This is a genomic window from Caryophanon latum (genome assembly GCF_001700325.1).
GTDB lineage: Bacteria > Bacillota > Bacilli > Bacillales_A > Planococcaceae > Caryophanon > Caryophanon latum.
In genome coordinates this window covers 1-20,032 of record NZ_MATO01000032.1, presented here as the reverse complement: position 1 = coordinate 20,032, position 20,032 = coordinate 1, and the positions used below count along the sequence as shown (strand labels likewise).

The window sequence follows — 20,032 nt, the reverse complement described above, 5'->3', positions numbered from 1 at the left end:
GAGTAAAACGATTAAATGACTATAACTTACGTACCAAATGAGATGTTTTTTTGTTAACTATAGTAAAAAAAGTGAATCATTGATAGAATAAGAATGCATCTGTATATGTCCTTCTGTTGCTACGTCACACTGCAACAGTAGCAAATACAGATTTTTTTATTATTTCGAAAACTTATAATGCATATAAAAGTCTAGACATCCTTAATTAGTCACTAAACCTGTAACATTCTAAAAGAAAGTAGATGATTACACTTATATGGAAAAGCTATACGTTAAATTCACAAAAAGCGCACAACAAAAAGTGATGGAGCTAACAAATAAAACTTACTTAAATTTAAATATTTTTAAAACTGTACAACCCGCCCTCGTCTCTAAAACTTCTGGACGTAATGAAGCGAGCACGTACATTTATTTAAACTATGCTGAAAATGATGATTTGACTTTGTCTTTCTTTATCGAATTATTGCATAACGAAGCTGTTTGCATCGCTGTACAACGATTCGGATCGTCAAGTTTAAAAAATACAAAGTTAAATGTTGCAACAACTATACAATTTGTGGATCAACGAAATCATGTACTATCATCTCAGCTAACTCAACAAATTAAGCAATTAAAAAGTTCCCAGGAGCATTCTCGCAATATGAACTCGCGAATGGAGCAATGGCAACATTTTTTAAAATATGATTTTGAAAAGGCCAAGAAAGATATGATCAAAATCGACATAAAACTGCATAAAAAAATTGATAAAGACTTTTGCTTTGTACATATTTCAAGTGATGTCAAAAAAAATTTCATAAACTGGTCTATTTATGAGATGGCACATGACGTGTCAACATATAACGATTTTCAAACATCGCAGAGACGACGAATAGGTTCCATTATTGAAAAAGAAAAAGGTTCTGTATATAAAATTCAACTGTCATCTAAACTTTCATCTGAAAAGAAATATTACGCAATTAACGATGGGAAAATCATTCAACTCGAACGCCAATTAAACGCAATGAAAGATTTAACGTTAGGTAGAGTAGCGAATAATGAAGTAGAAAATTGGATTTTTGGGGAGCCGGTTAATTTAACCGCGAACGCTATTGATTTACCTCGTGCTCATTTATTTAATACGGATTTAAACAAATGGCAATACGAGGCAGTAAAAGGTGCACTAGCTGCAAATGATTTATATTGTATACAAGGTCCTCCAGGTACAGGCAAAACAACTGTTATTACTGAAATTTGTTTCCAAAATACAAAAAATGGATTAAAAACATTAATTGCTTCCCAGTCTAATTTAGCGGTAGACAATGTACTAGCTAAATTAATGGCAGATTCAGACATATTGATGCTTCGAAAAGGAGATCCAGATCGAGTTGAAGAAGAAGGTATGCCATTTATTGAAAAAAACGTAATTTATAATTGGCAAAAAAATATTATTGAGCTAAGCACAAATAATTTAAATCGATTACAGCAAGATATTTCTTCTTATGAGCCTAAAAATTTTGATGAATTTAATATCGAACAACAACGATTACGAGAACAGCTAAATTTACAACAGGATATTATTAACAATTTAGAGGAAAAAGAAAACTCTTTACAAACAGAACTTACTTATCAAGAAGAGCTAATTAATAACATCATGCAACAGTATAAAGATGTAATTGAAGAAGCAAAAAAATTACAGCATTATACACAAATAGAAGCGACGAAGAAAAAAATTGAGGCGTGTTGTAAACAAATTGTTGCTCTAACGAATAGTGACAAGCAATTAGATCAAACACTAGCAAATGAAAGCCGAACTTTAACAAGCTTGCAGTCTATTGAAGGTATTAGCAAAATTTATTATCAAAAAAAGGATTTACATGACAAACTAACCGAAGAAATTTCAAAACTTGAAACGGTTAAAATACAGCAAGAAAAATATTTCAATGAATTAAAACAAGAAATCGAATTTGCTGAAACATTACACACGAAGTATCCGACAACGCTTTTAAGTGATTTGATGTATTACACAGAAAAATATTCGATTCCATTTGACTTAACTGAATTTACAAATGAAGCAAATAAGTTACTAAAAATCGATGAACAGCTTTATGAACTCAATAAAATGATTACGCAATATGAAACACTTGAAAATGATGCGAATCAGTTATTTATTCAACGACAAATTAATATAATGCAAACGAACATAACAACATTACTTCCTCATCAGTTTGAAGAAGCTAGCACCCTACTTTTAAATCGGTTGCACAGTCAGCCTAAACAATTAGGTGGTGGCAGAACGCAATACATTTTGACAGAAGAATGGTTTAATGCACTTTGCCAAGACTACACAAATTTTAGAGCATGTGGTCAGCAACTGTATTCAAATTTGCAACAACTTACGGCTACACGAGAAACATTCAATACGGAAACAAGCTTATGGACGCTACTAAAAAAATATCAAGCAAATTTATTAGAAATTATGCAGGAAGAACGCATTACGTTAAGTCGAATGTTCAAACATGTTAAAAAATATGAAAACTTACAACAATCAATCGAAAATGCAAAAGTTGCAATGGAAGACATTTCAAAAGATTATGTTGAATTAAGTCTCATTCCTAGTTTAGAAATGTATTACGAAAAAATTGCGCTACAGCAATCAAAGGTTGAACACATTAAAAAGAAAAAAGAGTTGCTAAAGCTTGAACAAAAAAATCTCGAACAAAACTTATTGAATGAACAATCTGCTTTAGAATACTTTTCAACTGAAAAGCAACAATTACGTGACCATCTACTTGCAAAAATACAATTTTTAGAAAATCAATCGCGCCTTATTCATCGTAAGAAAAAACAAATTATAGGTGAGCAGCGTCTTGTCATTTTTGAAAAAGAACAGCCTTTAAAAGAAACATACGCATTAAAAGAACAGCTGCACACATCCAAACAAACATATTTAAAAGCACTTGAAAATGAACAAAAACAGCAAGCCATTCTTGAGGAAAAAGCGTTACTAATCGAATTCCAGCAAGAATGGATTCAAGAAATAAAACAGCTAAAAGGTGCTAAGTTAGATGAGTTAGCTTCTATTTATATTGACCATGCAAATGTCATTGGCACAACATGTATTCAATCTGGCTCTAAAAACTTTAAAGAAGCATTTAAAGAATTTGACGTTGTCATTATCGATGAAGTATCAAAAGCAACGCCTCCAGAAATATTGTTACCTGTTTTAAAAGGCAAAAAAGTTATTTTAGTAGGTGATCATAAACAGCTTCCTCCTATGATTGAGGAAAGCTTATTAAATGAGCTTGTTGAACAAGATGAGTATGCTCAAATAGACAAATTAGATTTAAAAACATATTACAAAGAATCATTATTTGAAAGATTATTTACTCAACTAACCACACAATTTAAAATGACACTCTATACACAATATCGAATGCATCCACAAATGATGGATTTAATTCAACAGTTCTATACTGACCAGCAACATGCGCTCGAGTGTGGTTTACATGACCCTGATCAACAACGAGCACACAATTTACCTTTAACAAATGTACAGACGAACGATCATGTCATCTGGCTGGACGTTCCAAATACACCTGATTTTTATGAACAATATGTAAATAAAACGTATCAAAATAATGCAGAAATTCAGCTGATTCAACAAACAGTAATTGAAATTATTCATACTATTCAGCAACAAAAAAACGATGGCATTTTAGCAGTTGACTATAAAAAAGATATCGGTATTATTAGCTTCTATTCTGGTCAAGTAGAAGCAATTAAAATGATGCTAGAAAAATTAAATGACGAACAACATATATATGACCACGCTGACTTACGTGTAGGCACAGTAGACCGATTCCAAGGCATGGAAAAGGAAGTTATCATTATTAGTTTTGTTCGAAATAATGCACAAAATCAGATTGGCTTCGCAAAAGATCCGCGTCGTGTCAACGTAGCACTATCACGCGCACAACAATTATTAGTTATTATCGGCTCAACAAATAACTTCGGTAAAAAAATGCCTATTTATCGAAATATTATTGAACAATTAAAAAAAGATAATCGCGTAATTAATACGATGGAGATGGTTTAAATGTTAATTGACAAACAAATTTATAATGAAGCAGTCATATGGCTGCTTCAAAAATATCCACATTATTTAATCGAAGAAGTGTCCGAAAAAACAGAGAATTATGTTGGTTTCGAGGCAGTCGTTCAAGTAAATGTGGAAAGAAAAATTGATGTAATTGAAAAATTCATTTTAAAGTTATTGCAATTACCTTTAACGAATCGAAAAACGATTGAGCTTATTAACGACATCTTAAATATCGGAACAGTTTTTGTAAAATCCTATATAGCGAAACTTCAATCATATAACGCTATACAGGAACAAGATTTTGAGTACGTTATTACAACAACAGGTGAACAACTTTTAGAAAAAGGCATTATCGATATCGAAATGAACGAAAACACATATCAATTTGTATACAATCTCGATACGCAACAGATTTTGTCATCACAAGCGATAAAACAATTAACAAAAGTTCATACTAATGAACACTTCGTCACAGAGCGACAATTTCTAACATTAGTACAACAGTTTGATCAAAATGTAGTTAATAATTTGAAAGTAAAAAGCTTACAGCAGCAAGCTTATATTAGCGATGTCTCATATGAGGTAATTGCTATAAATCGTTCAACACGCCAAAGAGAACTTCTAGTCATCAATGAAAACGGCGATATTTTGTCTACAGTATTACATGATGTACAAACTTCTCTAGCGTTATCTCAAATAGAGCAACAACATTCAAAATCAACTGGTCAAGTAATTACTGTTACAACTGAGACTGTTTCATATGAACTATCACAAGCCAAACACAATATTACGCTAGCATTTAAAAATTTGAATATAGAAACCTTTAGTTTATTAGATATGTTTTTTGTAAGAAAAACGCGTGTACCAACTACAGTTTTTTATGAAAATACAAATGTAGTAAATGATAAAGGTACGCAGCGAGATATTCGACAATACTATACAATTAAAACAACTGGCAAACGCCCTATTTGCTTTATCCACTCAGAAGTTGCATTTGATTGTATCATTATTGATCAAACATCATTATTTTATTTGGAAAATAATCAATGGTATTATGATGGGGATTATAACAATTGGTTTGAGAAAAAAGAAGGAACGTTACAATTATTCACTGAACAATTGCACGCTGAAAAAGATGAAGTGTTATGGTATCCATTATTAAGAGGAATATTTACATTTAAGCCAAATATGAATGAACTATTAGCAATCGTTCAAAAAGCAAAAAAATCAAAGCCTATTAATTTTGCTCATCGCTTCGAAAAACTGCTTGTTAGTTATCAAATCGATGATGAAATATTACGAAGTGAGCTTACTCATTGGAAACAAAATTATTATAAAAATAAAAAGGCTAGAGCCTAGTCACTTTTAAGATGACCTCAGCCTAGCCTAGAGATACGCTTAGTATCTCTAACTTGGAAGTTACTAGCCTCCATCGTTACGATTGACCCGCAATGAAGAGGGTATTCCATTTTATTGTAAAGGAAATTATGACTTTAATCAACTTTTACTCGAAATATATTGTGTGCGTGCATTATACTCCGTTTCAGACGCTGCTTGCCAATAACATTGTGGCGCTTCAATCACTTCACAAGTGAGGCACGTAAACATATGGTCAATCGATTTTTGCTCTTGCTGAATCTTGATTGAAATGTTGCGTGCTTCAATTTCATATTTCAAGCTACCACATCTTGAACAATATTTTTCAGATATACGCCAATTTGGACCTAAATAAGCTAGCTCTGCTCGTTCAGTTTCATCTAAAGTCGATGTAGAAATTGTAGATAACCACTCGTTTCTACTTTGTTCAGACGGCAATTGACTAGCTTCAACAAATGAAAATTGCGGTAATGTATGTGTCACCATTTTATCGACATATACATTCATTTGAATCGATGTACTTGAAACTTTATCAATCGACACTTCATATGCACATCGATCATCCAACATATCACTATGAACCGCACTATCTTGTAAATTCATAATCCCAACTTGTTCATGATTTGTATTAAAAATTTTTATGATAGGCAAATTTATTTTAAAATCAGTACTTTTCATCGCATAATACTTCTCATGTTGTAGTGGCACGTCCGTGTCCTGGTACAGTTGAAACAAATCTAAGGCTGCATTCACAATTTTAGGCTGAGGCTTTTCACTCTTTGAAGGGCTACTAGCTGTAGATTTTTCAGTCGATTTAGAAGTGTACTCCTTAGATATTGAATTATAAGAATTAACCGTACGTTTCTTACTAGTAAAAAGAGATTCGATCCATTCGAAAAAACTGTCAATACATTCTACAATTAAGTCGAAAATATATTCGAGCAATTCTACAAACTTACTAAATAAATCCTTACCTATCAGAATGAGTATTAAGATAAAAACAATACTACCTACTAGCAATTAATAACACCACCGTTTGATTGAATAGCTATATTATAACATTATTGAATAATTATAATTATATAAACTTCCAAAAAAGTGATTTTATATTAAAATATAATATTTCTGTATATTAATATTGCGACGAACCGATGCACTCGATTCGCCGCTTTTCTCATGTCAGCTCATTGATACGCTTCCACCATCTCGACAAAATAACGCATAAGCGCTAAATCGTCCGTCAGCTCTGGATGAAACGAGCAGGCGAGCAAGTGACGGTCGCGTGCGCATACAATTTCACCGTTATGCGTTGCAAGCACGTCGACACCGTCTTGTACGGCAACAATTTTTGGAGCGCGAATGAAGACGGCAGGAAATGCATCGCTCACCTCTTTAATCGGTAGCGTTGTTTCAAAGCTGTCTACTTGTCTACCAAACGCATTGCGGTGAGCGGTTATGCCCATTGCCCCGATGTGCGCCGCTTCGCCTTCAATCGTTTCTGCCAGTAAAATGAGCCCTGCGCACGTGCCAAACACCGGCTTGCGGCTTGCGAACGTTCGAAGCGGCTCCAACAGCTCGTAATAATCAATGAGTCGTCGCATCGCTGTGCTTTCGCCACCTGGTAAAATTAACGCATCGAGCTTTGCTAAATCGTCTGCGTTCTTGACGATTACTGCTCGTGCGCCGACTGCTTCAATGGCGTTCGCATGCTCAGCAACCGCCCCTTGTAACGCCAGTACACCGATTTTCATTACCAGCCACGCTCCTGCATACGCTCCGATGCCGCAAGCTGTCCGATGTCGATTCCTTTCATCGGCGTACCAATTTCCTTCGACACTTCCGCAATCAATGCGTAATCTTTATAATGCGTCGTCGCTTGAACGATCGCGCGCGCAAATTTTTCTGGGTTTTCCGCTTTGAAAATGCCCGAGCCGACGAACACTCCGTCTGCCCCAAGTTCCATCATTAGCGCTGCATCGGCTGGCGTTGCGACACCACCTGCTGCGAAGTTCACGACGGGCAAGCGACCTAAACGTTTAATCTCAAGCAACACTTCATACGGTGCGCCGAAATTTTTCGCCGCTGTCATCATCTCGTCCTCGTTCATCGCGACAATGGCACGAACTTCTGCATTTACTTGACGAAGATGACGAACCGCTTCGACGATATTGCCTGTACCTGGCTCCCCTTTCGTACGAAGCATTGCTGCGCCTTCCCCGATGCGACGAGCGGCCTCGCCTAAATTGCGACAGCCACAAACGAATGGCACCGTATATGTATTTTTTAGTAAATGATATTCCTCGTCCGCCGGTGTTAACACTTCACTTTCGTCGATGTAATCTACGCCGAGCGATTCAAGCACGCGCGCCTCCACAATATGACCGATACGCGCCTTTGCCATAACTGGAATCGACACCGCTTTCATCACTTCCTCGACGATGCGCGGGTCTGCCATACGCGCCACGCCACCTGCTGCACGAATATCTGACGGCACGCGCTCTAACGCCATGACCGCAACCGCCCCTGCTGCTTCGGCAATTTTCGCCTGCTCTGCATTGACGACATCCATAATGACACCACCCTTTTGCATTAATGCCATACCGCGTTTGACGACTTCTGATCCTGTAATGATTGACATAAAAACATCCCCTTGTTTATGAAATGCAAGCATGTTCATTCGCATCAACACGCTTGTTAATAATCCTCATTATAGACGCATCTGACTTCTTTAAAATAGTCAATTTAACATAAAATAAAGTGGTCAGTTCACAAAACGAACGGCTTTCCTTATTAAGAGGCGTGGGAAAAATAATAAAAATTCAAGCGTGTTGATTAGCTAGTGAACAGGCAGAAGCGTATTGCGGCTCGCGGTGCTCCTGCGGTTACTCGTCGCAAAAGTCCTGGGGCTCGGCGCACGCTTCTTGCCACTATCATGTTGCATTCATTTCATTTTTGCTACTAACAACAAATTAAGCTGTATAAAAGTGGCTAATCAACAGACCTAATAAAAATTCATAACATGTTTTGAATTGATTAATCGATTATAATCGATTACCGATCGATCATTTTAAAATAATCGATCGCTCACATAAAAAACGACGAGCCGATTTCTCGACTCGTCGTTTCTTCATTTTTTCAGCTTCACTCGTTGTAATCGCAGCGCATTGAGCACAACCGATACCGAGCTAAATGCCATCGCCGCGCCTGCCACCCACGGAGCGAGTAGCCCTGCTGCTGCGATTGGAATGCCGAGCGTATTGTAGCCAAATGCCCAAAATAAATTTTGTTTAATGTTGCGAATTGTGGCGCGGCTCATGACGATCGCATCGGCCACTTTGTTTAAATCGCCTTGCATAAGCGTCACGTCCGCCGCCGCAATTGCCACGTCCGTTCCAGTACCAATTGCCATGCCGATGTCCGCTGTCGCCAGTGCTGGTGCGTCGTTAATACCGTCCCCAACCATCGCGACACGCTTGCCGTTTGCTTGTAGCTGCTTGATGACGTCCGCCTTTTGCGATGGTAGCACGTCCGCAATGACCTCACGAATGCCGACTTCACGCGCAATCGCTTGTGCCGTCTGTGCATTGTCGCCCGTTAACATCACGACATGCAGCCCCATTTGTTGTAGGCGCGCGACCGCTTCACGCGACGTCGCTTTCACCGTATCGGCAACTGCGACGATGCCGGCAAGCTGCTCGTCAATCGCTACGAGCATCGCTGTTTTTCCTTGTGCTTCAAGCTCGCTCAATGCCGCTTCTTCATACGAAATGTCGTGTTGCTGCATAAGCTTGCGTGTCCCTGCGATGACCGCTTGCCCGTTGACGTTTGCCCGAATGCCGTACCCTGGTAACGCCTCAAACGCACTCGCCTGTAGCTGCGTGTTTGCCGCGTTGACAATCGCACGGGCTAACGGGTGCTCGGACTGTGTTTCCGCCGCGGCGACAATCGCTAAAAATTCCGTCTCGTCCATATGCGTCACGACGTCCGTTAATACCGGCTTGCCGTTCGTCACCGTTCCCGTTTTATCGAGCACGACCGTATCGACGTTGCCCGTTTGCTCTAAAAATTCGCCACCTTTAAATAAAATGCCGTATTCCGCCGCGCGACCGGATCCTGCCATAATCGATGTCGGTGTCGCTAAGCCGAGCGCACATGGACAAGCGATGACGAGCACCGCGATGAACACTTCAAGCGCCTGTGTGAAGTTACCCGCATCGATCACCGTCAGCCATACGATAAACGTCACGACCGCAATCGACACGACAACGGGAACGAAAATACCCGAAATTTTGTCGGCAAGTCGCTGAATCGGTGCCTTGGAGCCTTGCGCATCTTCCACGACTTGAATGATGTGCGCTAGTGCTGTATCGCGCCCAATTTTTGTCGCCTTCATTTGGAAAAAACCGTGCGTGTTCATCGTCGCCCCGAACACCTCGCTACCTGTCGCCTTCTCGACCGGCATGCTTTCACCCGTTAACATCGCCTCATCGACTGCACTCGTTCCGCTCACAACAACACCGTCGACCGGAATTTTCGTCCCTGGCTTAATGTTGAGCACATCGCCAACGAGCACTTGCGCAATCGGAATTTCTTGCTCGATGCCGTCACGTACAACGAATGCTGTTTTTGCCTGCAAGCGCATAAGCTTTTGAATCGCCTCAGATGAACGCCCTTTCGCCTTTGCTTCAAATAGCTTGCCGAGTAAAATGAGCGTAATGAGCACCGCGCTCGTCTCAAAATAAACGTGCGGCATATGCCCGTCATGCGCGCGCACCGTTTCGTACACGCTGTAAAAATAAGCAGCTGACGTACCGAGTGCAACTAATACGTCCATGTTCGCCGACTTGCCTCGAAGCGCCTTGTACGCCCCGACGTAAAACTGCCAGCCGATAATGAACTGCACAGGTGTCGCTAACGCAAGCTGCACCCATGGATTCATGAGTACATCTGGCACGTATAAAAAGCTCGTCCACGAAAAGTGCGCAACCATCGTCCACAGAAGCGGCAATGAAAAAATCGCCGCCGCTATTAGCTTCATTTGCTGGCGCTCAATCGCAGCTTGTCGGTGATCGACGTGCTCCGTTTGCTTTGGCACCTCTGCCCCAAACCCGAGCTTTTCGATGCGCGCCGTAATGTCTGCTGCGCTCACGTCCGCCGGGTAAAACTCAAACGTCCCTTTCTCAAGCGCTAAATTGACGTTTGCACTCGCCACCCCTTGCAGACGACTAAGCCCTTTTTCAATTCGCGCCGAGCACGCAGCACACGTCATGCCCGTAATGTTAAGCTCGACTTTCTCCTTCACGACACCGTAACCAATTTTTTCGATTTTCGCCTCGATTTCTGCCGGTGACGTTTTTTGCGCGTCGTACTGCACGACCGCTTTTTCCGTCGCTAAATTGACCGTCGCCGCTTCGATGCCGTCCATTTTGTTAAGCACTTTTTCGATGCGCGCCGAACAAGCTGCACACGTCATGCCTGTCACTTGCATCGTCGTTTCTTTTGCCATGCCTCTCACCTCTATATACCTAATGGGGGTATCTGTTTATTAAAAAGAAAGAGCGCACTCAACGCGCACTCTTCTTCGCTGTTGCAGCTCGCGGCAAGTCCGCGTCTTACAACGACGAGCACCAATTAAACAACATCGTACCCTTGCTCTTCGATTGTTTCTTTTAATGCATCAATCGTTACAACCGCATCATCAAACGTAATCGCGACTTGTGCGTCCGCTAAGTTTACGCTCACGTCCGTTACACCTGCTACTGCGCCGACGCTATCTTCCACTGCCTTTGAGCATTTGCCACAAGACATACCTTGTACATTTAACGTTACTAACATATAAAACACTCCTATTTTTTCATTAATTTTTGAATCGTCACGAGTAGCTCATCTACAACTGCCTCGTCACCTGTCTGTAATCGATCGACGACACAGCCTTTCACATGCCCTTCCAATAAAAGCTTCGCTACGCTGTTAAGTGCCGATTGCGTCGCCGAAAGCTGTGTAATGACATCATCGCAATACACATCTTTCTCAATCATCCCTTTAATGCCACGAATTTGCCCTTCGATGCGATTGAGCCGCGTCGTCAAATCCTTCTTCACACTGTCAGGATGATGACTTTTACGACATGCCTCCTGCGAACTTGCGATGTTTTCCATATACACACCCCCGATTCGTTATGGCTACACTTTAGCATACGTGGGGAGGGTATGTAAAGAAGTTGCTTTTAGCTATCTCTCCATATAAAAACGTAGTCAATGTTTTTTATGTACTTACTCTATTTTTAAAAGTAAAATGAAAAAGAGAGCGCGTGTACCAAGCGACACGAGCCCTCTTTCTTATGAGACGTCAACGCATGTACCAAGCGACACGAGTTGAACGTTTCCTTCTAATTTGTATACCCATTATGTCAAAAAAACATACCTTTTGTCAATATTGGAGGTGACATTACATTGACACAATCATCCAACTTACTCATTTGCTTCGATGAAAGTGGTAAAAATAGTCGTGATCCGATCCAGCTCATGGGTGCTTTATCGGTTCCCTATAACATTTATCAGCATCCTAATTATCAAGCTTTTCATGATTTGAATAAAGAATACTCCTACCATTGGAAAAACTATGGTGGTGATAGCAAAAGTCGTAACGGCATTATCAAATTATTCGAGCTTGCAACTGGCTTAGTAGATTATATGAACTTTAATCTACTGATTCTGATTTTTCCTTTTTAGAGCTTCTTCATATTTAGCTGCAATTATGTTATTAGTATTCAATTCGTTTAAATCAAGATTTTCCAACTCCCATACTTCTCCTTTTCCATTAATATATTTCTTTCTAACAACTTTTAAGTCTAATATCATTCCTAAAGAAGGCTTATGATCTATACCTAATTTATTTTTATGAATACTAGCTAAACTCTTATTTTTTGTGATGATACCTGTATAATAATATTCTAATTCTCCTGTAACTTCAAACTTAACTGTCTCACCTATAACCAGTGTTTCATCATTGAAATTCAGTTCTTCAGTACTAGCTTCAACTAATTTTACTGTACTATTAAATGCCCTAGGACCTTCGAATGAAAAACCTACCCCAAATTGTACTCTTTGATTTTTCTTTGAACGATCTATGCCAACTGTGTAAGTAGGATTGAAAAATACATCAATTCCAAAAATACTTATATACGCTGCTTGATTAGATGTAGAGAAATTTGGAGTTATACGTCCAGTTAATGTTCTTAATCTAGCTAAATCCCTCTCATCCTTTTCTTTTTTGTAAAAATCTTTATCTGTAATTAGTGAATCTAAGCCATCACCAAAGCCTAACCATTCAAAAGTTTTTCGGCTATTCGGTGAGTTAAATGATTTCTCTTTTAATTTGTTTAACAAATAGGGTAACTTTTGTTCATATTCGGTACTATTATTTACAGCTTTTATAAAAGCTAATATGAAATAATAATAATGAGCCTCAATAGTATCACTTTCAGCAATCCATTGTTGTAACTTTAAGATAGCTTGATCTAAGGTAGCCTCTGAGCTTGATGAGGATGTTTTTCTAATAGCTTCGAACCAAATTCGTATATTATTTCCATTATCAGGTTCTATTTTCATATTATATTCCATTAATTCTTTAATACTTTCTAAATTTTTATAATAATTCTCTTGATTATTTTGAAAATCTAAATTTTCTTCATAAGCACGTGCTAACATTCTTCGTACTCTTGGATTGTCTGGATTATCGCTTTGAATATATTTTTCCCAAATGCTAATTGCTTCATTTAAGTTACCTTTGATTTTTTGGATTGAAGCTTCAACATCAGAATTAATATTCCTATTATCTTCCAAAGGGAATTTTTTACTATCTTCAAATAAATTGAATGCTCTATCAATAACACTTTTATACCATCCGTCTATTTTACTATCTGCTAAAAAATCTGATATACCATTCTTACCTTCAATCCTCACACCCATATCTACCAAATTAATACATAGTGAAATATCGGAAATATAGCCAGCTAAATTTATAGCCAACCCCTTAGCACTAAGAGAACGTACTTCTTCAAAAATCTCAAAGGCTATATTAGCTTCATGTTTTATTTTTTGCATTAGCTCTCTTTTTAATATTGCATCATCTAATCTACTTGCCTCTTTAATTTCTGGAATCAATTTAGAGGTAATTTCAGCTACCTGCCCCATAGCCTGCATGTGGTATAGGTGCGAATCTTTATTACCTTCTTTTTGCTCAAAAATATCCAAAGCATTTTTAATTGTTTCTTTTCCCATTTTATAGTTTTTATCGATATAAAAGTAATATCTAGCCAAGTGCCCTAAATAATGTGGCTCTTCAGGATATATTTCCGATAACTTTTTAAAAATATTACCTATTATTACATTTTGATTATCTGGAGATTCTGAAATTATTTTTTCAATAAGTGGTGCAAATTTATCTTTAATCATGTCATTTTCTTCTCTTGTTATAAATAACTCTCGCAATAAAATTTCTGTCTTTTTACTCGTTGACGTACTTAAAAATCTAGAATCTTCTATAAACTCTAGAATATACTCTAATAAATTTGAAATAATTATACCTTTTCTTTCGGATCTATCTTCATTAGGATTTGAAATTTGCCTCAAAATTTCTTGTGAAAATATTGGATATTTAATCTTAAATGTCTTTTCATTGTAATTAATTTTGATTAAATGAACAAACGCGTTACTAGATATTAGTGGAAAAATTTCATCTCCTGATTTTCGGAAAAATGTTTCTTCTATAGGTTTATTAATCGCATAATCAACTATACTTAAATAGACTAAAAATCTTTTTTGTGTTGGATTAAGTGTTTGTAAGAATCCCCTTATATAATTACTCAGTCCTTTAAAGTCTTCTTGAAAAGCTGTTAATGACATAATAATAGGTATCCTGTCCTCATGCTTTGAAGATTTAACTAACTCTAGTAATCTATTTCTAGCTTCTATATCAGACCTAATATACGGCAGTAGCTTGTCTTTCATCGACTGCTCTTCATCCTTCGAAAAATAATCGATAGTTGATTCTGTCTTTGAAGATTTTTTGCTGATAACTTCTCTTTCGAAATGAAGTAATACATATGGAAAACTCTTTAGTGTTAAGGCTCTTCTTAATTTATTTAAGTTATCTTTCGTGAAATTATTACTATCTATTAATATGAATATAGTTTTCCGAGCTTTCCTGTATAGTTCAAATAATGCATTATCAGTAATACCGTCTAAATAATTTTTCAGTATAATTGTTGGATACTTAGAATGAAATTCAAATGCTATTCGTCTTAATATTGTTGTCCCACCCACACCTGGAATATATTGAATACTCTTTTCTGCTGTACCTCTATTAACAAGTAGTTTTTCAATTTCTCTCCTTAGAGTGTTGAACATCTCTTTTCTCTCTACATCAAAGTGTCTCTTAATACCCATCCAAGAAATCTCAGTTTCACCTTTATAGAACTTTTCCCTATCCTCAGTTTCATCATAGGTATTATAGTCAACTTGATCAATATCTATATATAGCAACTCACCATTCACTTTTAGCTCTTCAAAAAATTCAGACTCTAACTCATATACTATTTTATTATTATTTTCTTCATATGGATCTGCCGGAATAACATAATTGATAACATCTTTTGTAGGAGTTTGAGGTAAATTATTCAAAAAATCAATAAATTCAGCATAATCATATTTTAAAATTTTTGCATTAATTATCGGGTCAAGATCTACAAGTGTATCTTTGAACAAAATAATTTCATAGTCTGGAACACTATTAGATGTGTCAGTAAAATCAGCATATACAGCATCAATATCTTGCATTAACCTTTCTACTAATAATTTATTTTGATTTAAAATTATAATTTTTAAAGGTTGTGTATATAAAGACCTGAATTGTTGGAAATAATCACTTAAAAATCTTCCGTATTTTCTAATAAACATATTAGATTCAATTATAGTTTCCGGTCTATCTGAATAACCTCTTCCCATAATCCAATATGGCATTTCACGTCTAATATTTAACTCTCTAATGGTATTATTCGTTAAATCTCCAACAATTGGTCTTAAAGCACTCTTAGATTTGTAATAATTAAGCAGACCTTTTTCATCTGAATAAATATCAAAATCCATAACTAGATCCCATTTTATTTTCAATAAATTTTGACATGACGTAATATCTAATTTCTCATCCTGTGTAATTAAAATATAATGGTTGTTTTCATTTTCCAAAACAAATAATTCCAATAATTCCGTATATGAGTTAAATTCATTTAATTCTTTAATCGGTCTTAGGAACGCATTGTTATCTATAAATACTAGAATGAATCTTTTAACAATTTCAGCTATAACTTCAAACTTTTCTTTGTCTGGATCTTCTGCGTAATGCTTAGGACCATTGTTTAATATATATGAATATTGTGCGACTGTGTCCAAATTGATATCATTTGCATCTAACTCATTCTGATAAAAATGCTTTATTTGACTAACTAAAAAATTATTTTTGGTTCCAGATTTCTTTAACTTCCCTTGAAGATCTTTACATTTATTAGAATTAATTTTCCCTTTCTCTCTCTCCTTTCTATAAGTTTCATGTAATAAATGTTTATACGCCCATTCCATAACATTATAAAGTAAAGTTCCCGCTGGAATTAACTGTTGTTTAGCACCTGAGTAAGAATGCGAGTCTAAATAGAACAAATGATCTTTGTAAAACAAAATACTTTGATTATAACAATCAATAATGTTCTTACTATCTTTATAACTTGTTTTCACTTCATTTAATTCTGCAATTCTACCCATCTTCAATATATTTACATTAGTCATTTTTAAACCTCACTTTCTTAATTATTATTTATTACCTAATGTTACATAAAAAGTATATCATTCTAAAAATAGAAAAACAAATACAGAACACAAAGAACAATATAAATGATTTTTATAGCAAAAATCATTTATACCCTTCGTTATTACCATTTTGTATTCCTTATACATCCGATAATACAACTCGAACTGCTCCAACACTTTCTGCAATTCCTCTGGCTTGTCATAAAACACTTCCCGATCCAAATTCACAAAAAACGTCACAACATCTTTTTGTGGCTGTCGTAAGTTTTCGTCATATTGCGGTGCTGTGCCTGCCATCGTTCGTACATCGGAGCGTCCGAGCAAGTAATCGGTGCTGACGTCAAAATAATCGGCTAATCTCGTTAACGTCTCTGTATCCGGTGAGCGATTGCCGTTTTCATAACCCGATATCGAAACTTTCGTGACGTTAATTTTATTTCCTAAGTCCGTTTGCGTTAATTTATGTTCTTTTCTAAGCTGCTTTAGGCGCTCTCCGTTCACTTGAACCACCCCGCTTATCGCTTTTGTTGCTCCTTATACATCCGGTAATACAACTCAAACTGCTCCAACACTTTCTGTAATTCCTCTGGCTGCTCCTCAAACAACTTGCCATCTAGCTTCATAAAAAACTCGATGATGTCCTGCTGTGCTTTGGATAAACTTGTGTCGTTTGCCTGTTCTACTTCGCGTCCAAGTAAGTAATCAAGCGACACGCCGAAGAAGTCTGCAATTTTTTGGAGCGTTTCGAAATCGGGCTGTCTCGTTCCTTGCTCATAGTTCGCAAGCTTGCCTCGTGAAAATCCGAGCTGCTCGGCTAACTCGTATTGGCTTAAATTTTTTTGCTTTCGTAGCTCCACTAGTCGCTTATTAAACAAAGCGCATCACCTCGTTCTTCATTATATAAAACGTCCCACCTCGTTTCTATTGCACGCTACCTACATATCGATTTTACATTGGCGCAGAAACTGGCAACGTCCACACCGATAAAACGGCAAGCGATTTCGTTAACCGCGTGCTTCGTGCGGTATTAAATGCTCGTCAGCACAAAAGCACGATTTTTACGACGAACTTAACGCGCGCGCAGCTTGAGCACGTTTACGACAAAAAACTCGTCAGCCGTGCGATGCGCAACGTCTTTTTAATTAAATTCGAGCAAGCAACCGACAAACGCATTCGCCGCAAAAGGCTATAACGCAAAAAAAGAGAACGCATGCACCAGGTGGCACGAGTTCTCTTTCTAAAAACGGCAACGCATGTACAAGGCGACACGAGTTGGGCGTTTATGATTCACTATTATAACGTATTTTTCATATAGGGCAACGTATCATATTCACAATAGAAGCTTATATGTTTAACAATACTTTATTAGCGTTTTACATATTTGCAAATTTAGTCGTGTAGTATCTCTTGTATTGGCTACTTGCATCATAACCTGCTCCAAAACCAATTTTGCGATATAACGGGCTTAACATATTAGCACGATGCCCAGATGAATTAATCCACCCTGTATGTGCTTCAAAAATCGTACTACGCCCAGCCGAAATGTTTTCTCCAGTCGCTTTTAGCTGTAATGTAGAATCAATTTGTTCGATACGATCACGATGCGATAAACCGCTTAACGCTGTATGCGAAAAATAATTTTGCTTTGCCATGTCAATACTATGAAGCTGGGCGGCTTTTGTTAATACAGTATGTGCTTGTAACTGCTCCATATTATTTTTCACGCGGAACTCATTCGCTAAGTCCGCATAAAGCTGTCCAACTAAATCCGCGTTTTCAAATGTCGTCACATCTAACGCGTGCTGCACCTCTTCATTGTCCTTATAGCTAACATGCTTGTATGAAACCGCACGCACCTCATCATCATTATATTGATCTACATGTGGTGTCACTGTATAATACACCGGAGCAATAACTTGTTCCTGTTTCTTTTTTCCAATTTTATAGCCTAAAAACGTCGTATTCGGTACAGCATAATAACCGCCTACAACACGGTTATCTAACACAATTTGCACTTCATAATTTGCGACAGCATCGTCATGTGAAAGAACATGATATGTTACTTTTTCGCTCATATTATAGCTTCTTAGCACACGCTCTTGCTCTGTAAATGGTGGTGCTTCATATATGTATTGAATTTCTTCATCTAAATGTAGTAAGTCCATTTCATTCGCGCGATGCAAAAACGTTACTGCCTGTCCACGTGTTAATGGATTATGTACGCCAAAAATTTCAGCAGCTGTCTTTCCATTATTTTGTCCAGTGGAAAGTTTTGAATCAAGCATGTACTGTGCAGCTTCTTCATAATATGTTTGGAGTGATGCAGAAGATAAATCACCACTTAATGCACCTGCTGCATATGCAAACAATACCGCCACATCCCCGCGACTAATGTGCTTCGGTTTAATCCAAAAATCAATATTATAATTGTTTAATACATCATAAAAATCTTCATAAGACGTTGCCCCATTTTTTTCAAACGGAAAGCTGTTTGTGTACATCTTAATAAACTGGTCAAATGTCACTTGAGCTTTCGGTTTAAATGTATTGTCCTCATATCCTGATACAATTTTTTGCTCCGCCGCCCACTCAATCGGCTTTTCGTAATACATCCCTTTTGCTACATCAGAAAACGCATAACTTGTTGTTGGCACAAATAGCATACTTGCACAAGCGACCGTCATTAACCACTTTTTCATCTCCACTCACTCCTTCTACCTAATTATTTACAACGATATTCATTGTATACTCGTATTATTATAACAAATTATGTAAATAAAAAGTGATAATATAGAATTTTTATACTATTTGAGTAAGTCAAATTAAAAAAACATACACAAGAATCGTTCATCGTTGCAACATTGATAATATGCCGTAAATCTCATATAAATAACATCAATATGTCATTTGCAGCTCAATGCTTTGAACCGTCACAATCAATATATATATGCTATATTTGACATAAAAACTCAAAAAAGGAGCGCACATTATGCACATCGAAATTTTTTCAGACTTCACCTGCCCGTTTTGCTACATCGCCAAAAAGCGTTTGCAGCGCGCAATTGACGCCTTACAGCTACAAAACGTCACAATCGAATACAAAGCGTACGAGCTCAACCCCGACGCACCAGTCAAAACGACACTATACAACGAGCTACTCGCTAGCCGTATGAGCGAGGCGAAACAACAAGAAGTGATGGAATCGATTCGCGCCCTCGCAGCGGAGGAAGGCTTAACGTACAACTTCGAGACGATGCGCCTAGGCAATACACGTACACTACACCGTTTAACGAAATGGGCGGCGACAAAAGGACGTGCCGATCAGTTCGTCGAGCGCTTCATGCACGCCTATTTCATCGAAGGCTTTGACATGAGCAACGAAGCGGAGGTGCTCGCACACATTGACACACTCGGCTTGCCCGTCGACGAAGCACGAAACATTATAAACAGCGACGCCTTTAGCGAGGAGCTCCGCCGCGATGCATACGACTGCCAGCAAATCCCGATCCGCAGCGTTCCATTTTTCGTCTTTGACAACCGCGTTGGCATCAAAGGCGTCGAGCCACTCGAAGTGTTTACGCGCACGCTACAGCAGCTAACACCACCCGATTCGACTGGGGCGAGCTGTACAGATACGTCGTGTTAACAAGAAAAAGGAGCTGGCGACAAAATGAGGGCACTGAAAAAGTCACTGAATCAATAGGAAGGGCATGTT

15 protein-coding genes are annotated in these 20,032 nt (G+C 37.7%); 5 read left to right on the top strand and 10 right to left on the bottom strand.

The features are described from left to right. Nucleotides 1-256 precede the first annotated feature (256 nt). Nucleotides 257-4,075 (top strand): AAA domain-containing protein, encoded by a 3,819-nt coding sequence (locus A6K76_RS08100; protein WP_066463911.1) that lies wholly within the window; start codon nucleotides 257-259, stop codon nucleotides 4,073-4,075. Beyond that, nucleotides 4,076-5,437: a hypothetical protein gene (locus A6K76_RS08095; protein WP_066463909.1), complete on the top strand. Its 1,362-nt coding sequence runs from the start codon at nucleotides 4,076-4,078 to the stop codon at nucleotides 5,435-5,437. Nucleotides 5,438-5,575: 138 nt separating this feature from the next. On the opposite strand, the gene A6K76_RS08090 is transcribed toward A6K76_RS08095, so the two are convergent. The 6 genes from A6K76_RS08090 to A6K76_RS08065 form a co-directional block, all read right to left on the bottom strand. Next, on the bottom strand, nucleotides 5,576-6,475 hold the full coding sequence (locus A6K76_RS08090) for a hypothetical protein (RefSeq protein ID WP_066463907.1): 900 nt from the start codon (nucleotides 6,473-6,475) through the stop codon (nucleotides 5,576-5,578). 164 nt (nucleotides 6,476-6,639) lie between these two features. Then, a complete protein-coding gene (pdxT, locus tag A6K76_RS08085) occupies nucleotides 6,640-7,206 on the bottom strand; it encodes a pyridoxal 5'-phosphate synthase glutaminase subunit PdxT (RefSeq protein WP_066463905.1) in 567 nt (188 codons plus the stop codon). Further along, nucleotides 7,206-8,093, bottom strand: coding sequence for a pyridoxal 5'-phosphate synthase lyase subunit PdxS (gene pdxS, locus A6K76_RS08080; RefSeq protein ID WP_211271752.1), 888 nt, complete (start codon nucleotides 8,091-8,093; stop codon nucleotides 7,206-7,208). The genes pdxT and pdxS overlap by 1 nt, the downstream gene beginning before the upstream one ends. 489 nt (nucleotides 8,094-8,582) lie before the next feature. Further along, nucleotides 8,583-10,970, bottom strand: coding sequence for a heavy metal translocating P-type ATPase (locus A6K76_RS08075; protein WP_139108667.1), 2,388 nt, complete (start codon nucleotides 10,968-10,970; stop codon nucleotides 8,583-8,585). 116 nt (nucleotides 10,971-11,086) lie between these two features. Beyond that, nucleotides 11,087-11,290, bottom strand: coding sequence for a copper chaperone CopZ (copZ, locus tag A6K76_RS08070; protein ID WP_066463903.1), 204 nt, complete (start codon nucleotides 11,288-11,290; stop codon nucleotides 11,087-11,089). Between the two features lie 11 nt (nucleotides 11,291-11,301). Then, a complete protein-coding gene (locus A6K76_RS08065) occupies nucleotides 11,302-11,613 on the bottom strand; it encodes a metal-sensitive transcriptional regulator (RefSeq protein WP_066463901.1) in 312 nt (103 codons plus the stop codon). Nucleotides 11,614-11,907: 294 nt separating this feature from the next. Here A6K76_RS08065 and A6K76_RS08060 point away from each other — a divergent pair, with 294 nt between their 5' ends. After that, complete coding sequence (locus A6K76_RS08060; RefSeq protein ID WP_066463899.1) at nucleotides 11,908-12,186, top strand: hypothetical protein; 279 nt, start codon at nucleotides 11,908-11,910, stop codon at nucleotides 12,184-12,186. On the opposite strand, the gene A6K76_RS08055 is transcribed toward A6K76_RS08060, so the two are convergent. From A6K76_RS08055 to A6K76_RS08045, 3 genes are read right to left on the bottom strand one after another with little or no spacing between them, the layout of a single operon-like run. Then, on the bottom strand, nucleotides 12,160-16,296 hold the full coding sequence (locus A6K76_RS08055) for a hypothetical protein (RefSeq protein ID WP_066463897.1): 4,137 nt from the start codon (nucleotides 16,294-16,296) through the stop codon (nucleotides 12,160-12,162). The two genes, A6K76_RS08060 and A6K76_RS08055, sit on opposite strands and share 27 nt — an antisense overlap. Nucleotides 16,297-16,353: 57 nt before the next feature. Further along, nucleotides 16,354-16,818, bottom strand: coding sequence for a helix-turn-helix domain-containing protein (locus A6K76_RS16510; protein ID WP_083995342.1), 465 nt, complete (start codon nucleotides 16,816-16,818; stop codon nucleotides 16,354-16,356). Nucleotides 16,819-16,832: 14 nt separating this feature from the next. Then, nucleotides 16,833-17,192 (bottom strand): helix-turn-helix domain-containing protein, encoded by a 360-nt coding sequence (locus A6K76_RS08045; protein ID WP_066463895.1) that lies wholly within the window; start codon nucleotides 17,190-17,192, stop codon nucleotides 16,833-16,835. A gap of 137 nt (nucleotides 17,193-17,329) precedes the next feature. Here A6K76_RS08045 and A6K76_RS08040 point away from each other — a divergent pair, with 137 nt between their 5' ends. Further along, the gene (locus A6K76_RS08040; RefSeq protein WP_066463887.1) at nucleotides 17,330-17,509 is read left to right on the top strand and encodes a hypothetical protein; all 180 of its coding nucleotides are present in this window, start codon (nucleotides 17,330-17,332) and stop codon (nucleotides 17,507-17,509) included. Nucleotides 17,510-17,690: 181 nt separating this feature from the next. Here the strand turns inward: A6K76_RS08040 and A6K76_RS08035 are convergent, their stop codons facing one another. Continuing rightward, nucleotides 17,691-19,016: a CAP and S-layer homology domain-containing protein gene (locus tag A6K76_RS08035; RefSeq protein WP_066463886.1), complete on the bottom strand. Its 1,326-nt coding sequence runs from the start codon at nucleotides 19,014-19,016 to the stop codon at nucleotides 17,691-17,693. A 290-nt stretch (nucleotides 19,017-19,306) separates the two neighbouring features. On the opposite strand from A6K76_RS08035, the gene A6K76_RS08030 reads away from it, so the two are divergent. Further along, on the top strand, nucleotides 19,307-19,963 hold the full coding sequence (locus A6K76_RS08030; RefSeq protein WP_066463885.1) for a DsbA family oxidoreductase: 657 nt from the start codon (nucleotides 19,307-19,309) through the stop codon (nucleotides 19,961-19,963). The last annotated feature ends 69 nt before the right edge of the window (nucleotides 19,964-20,032 follow it).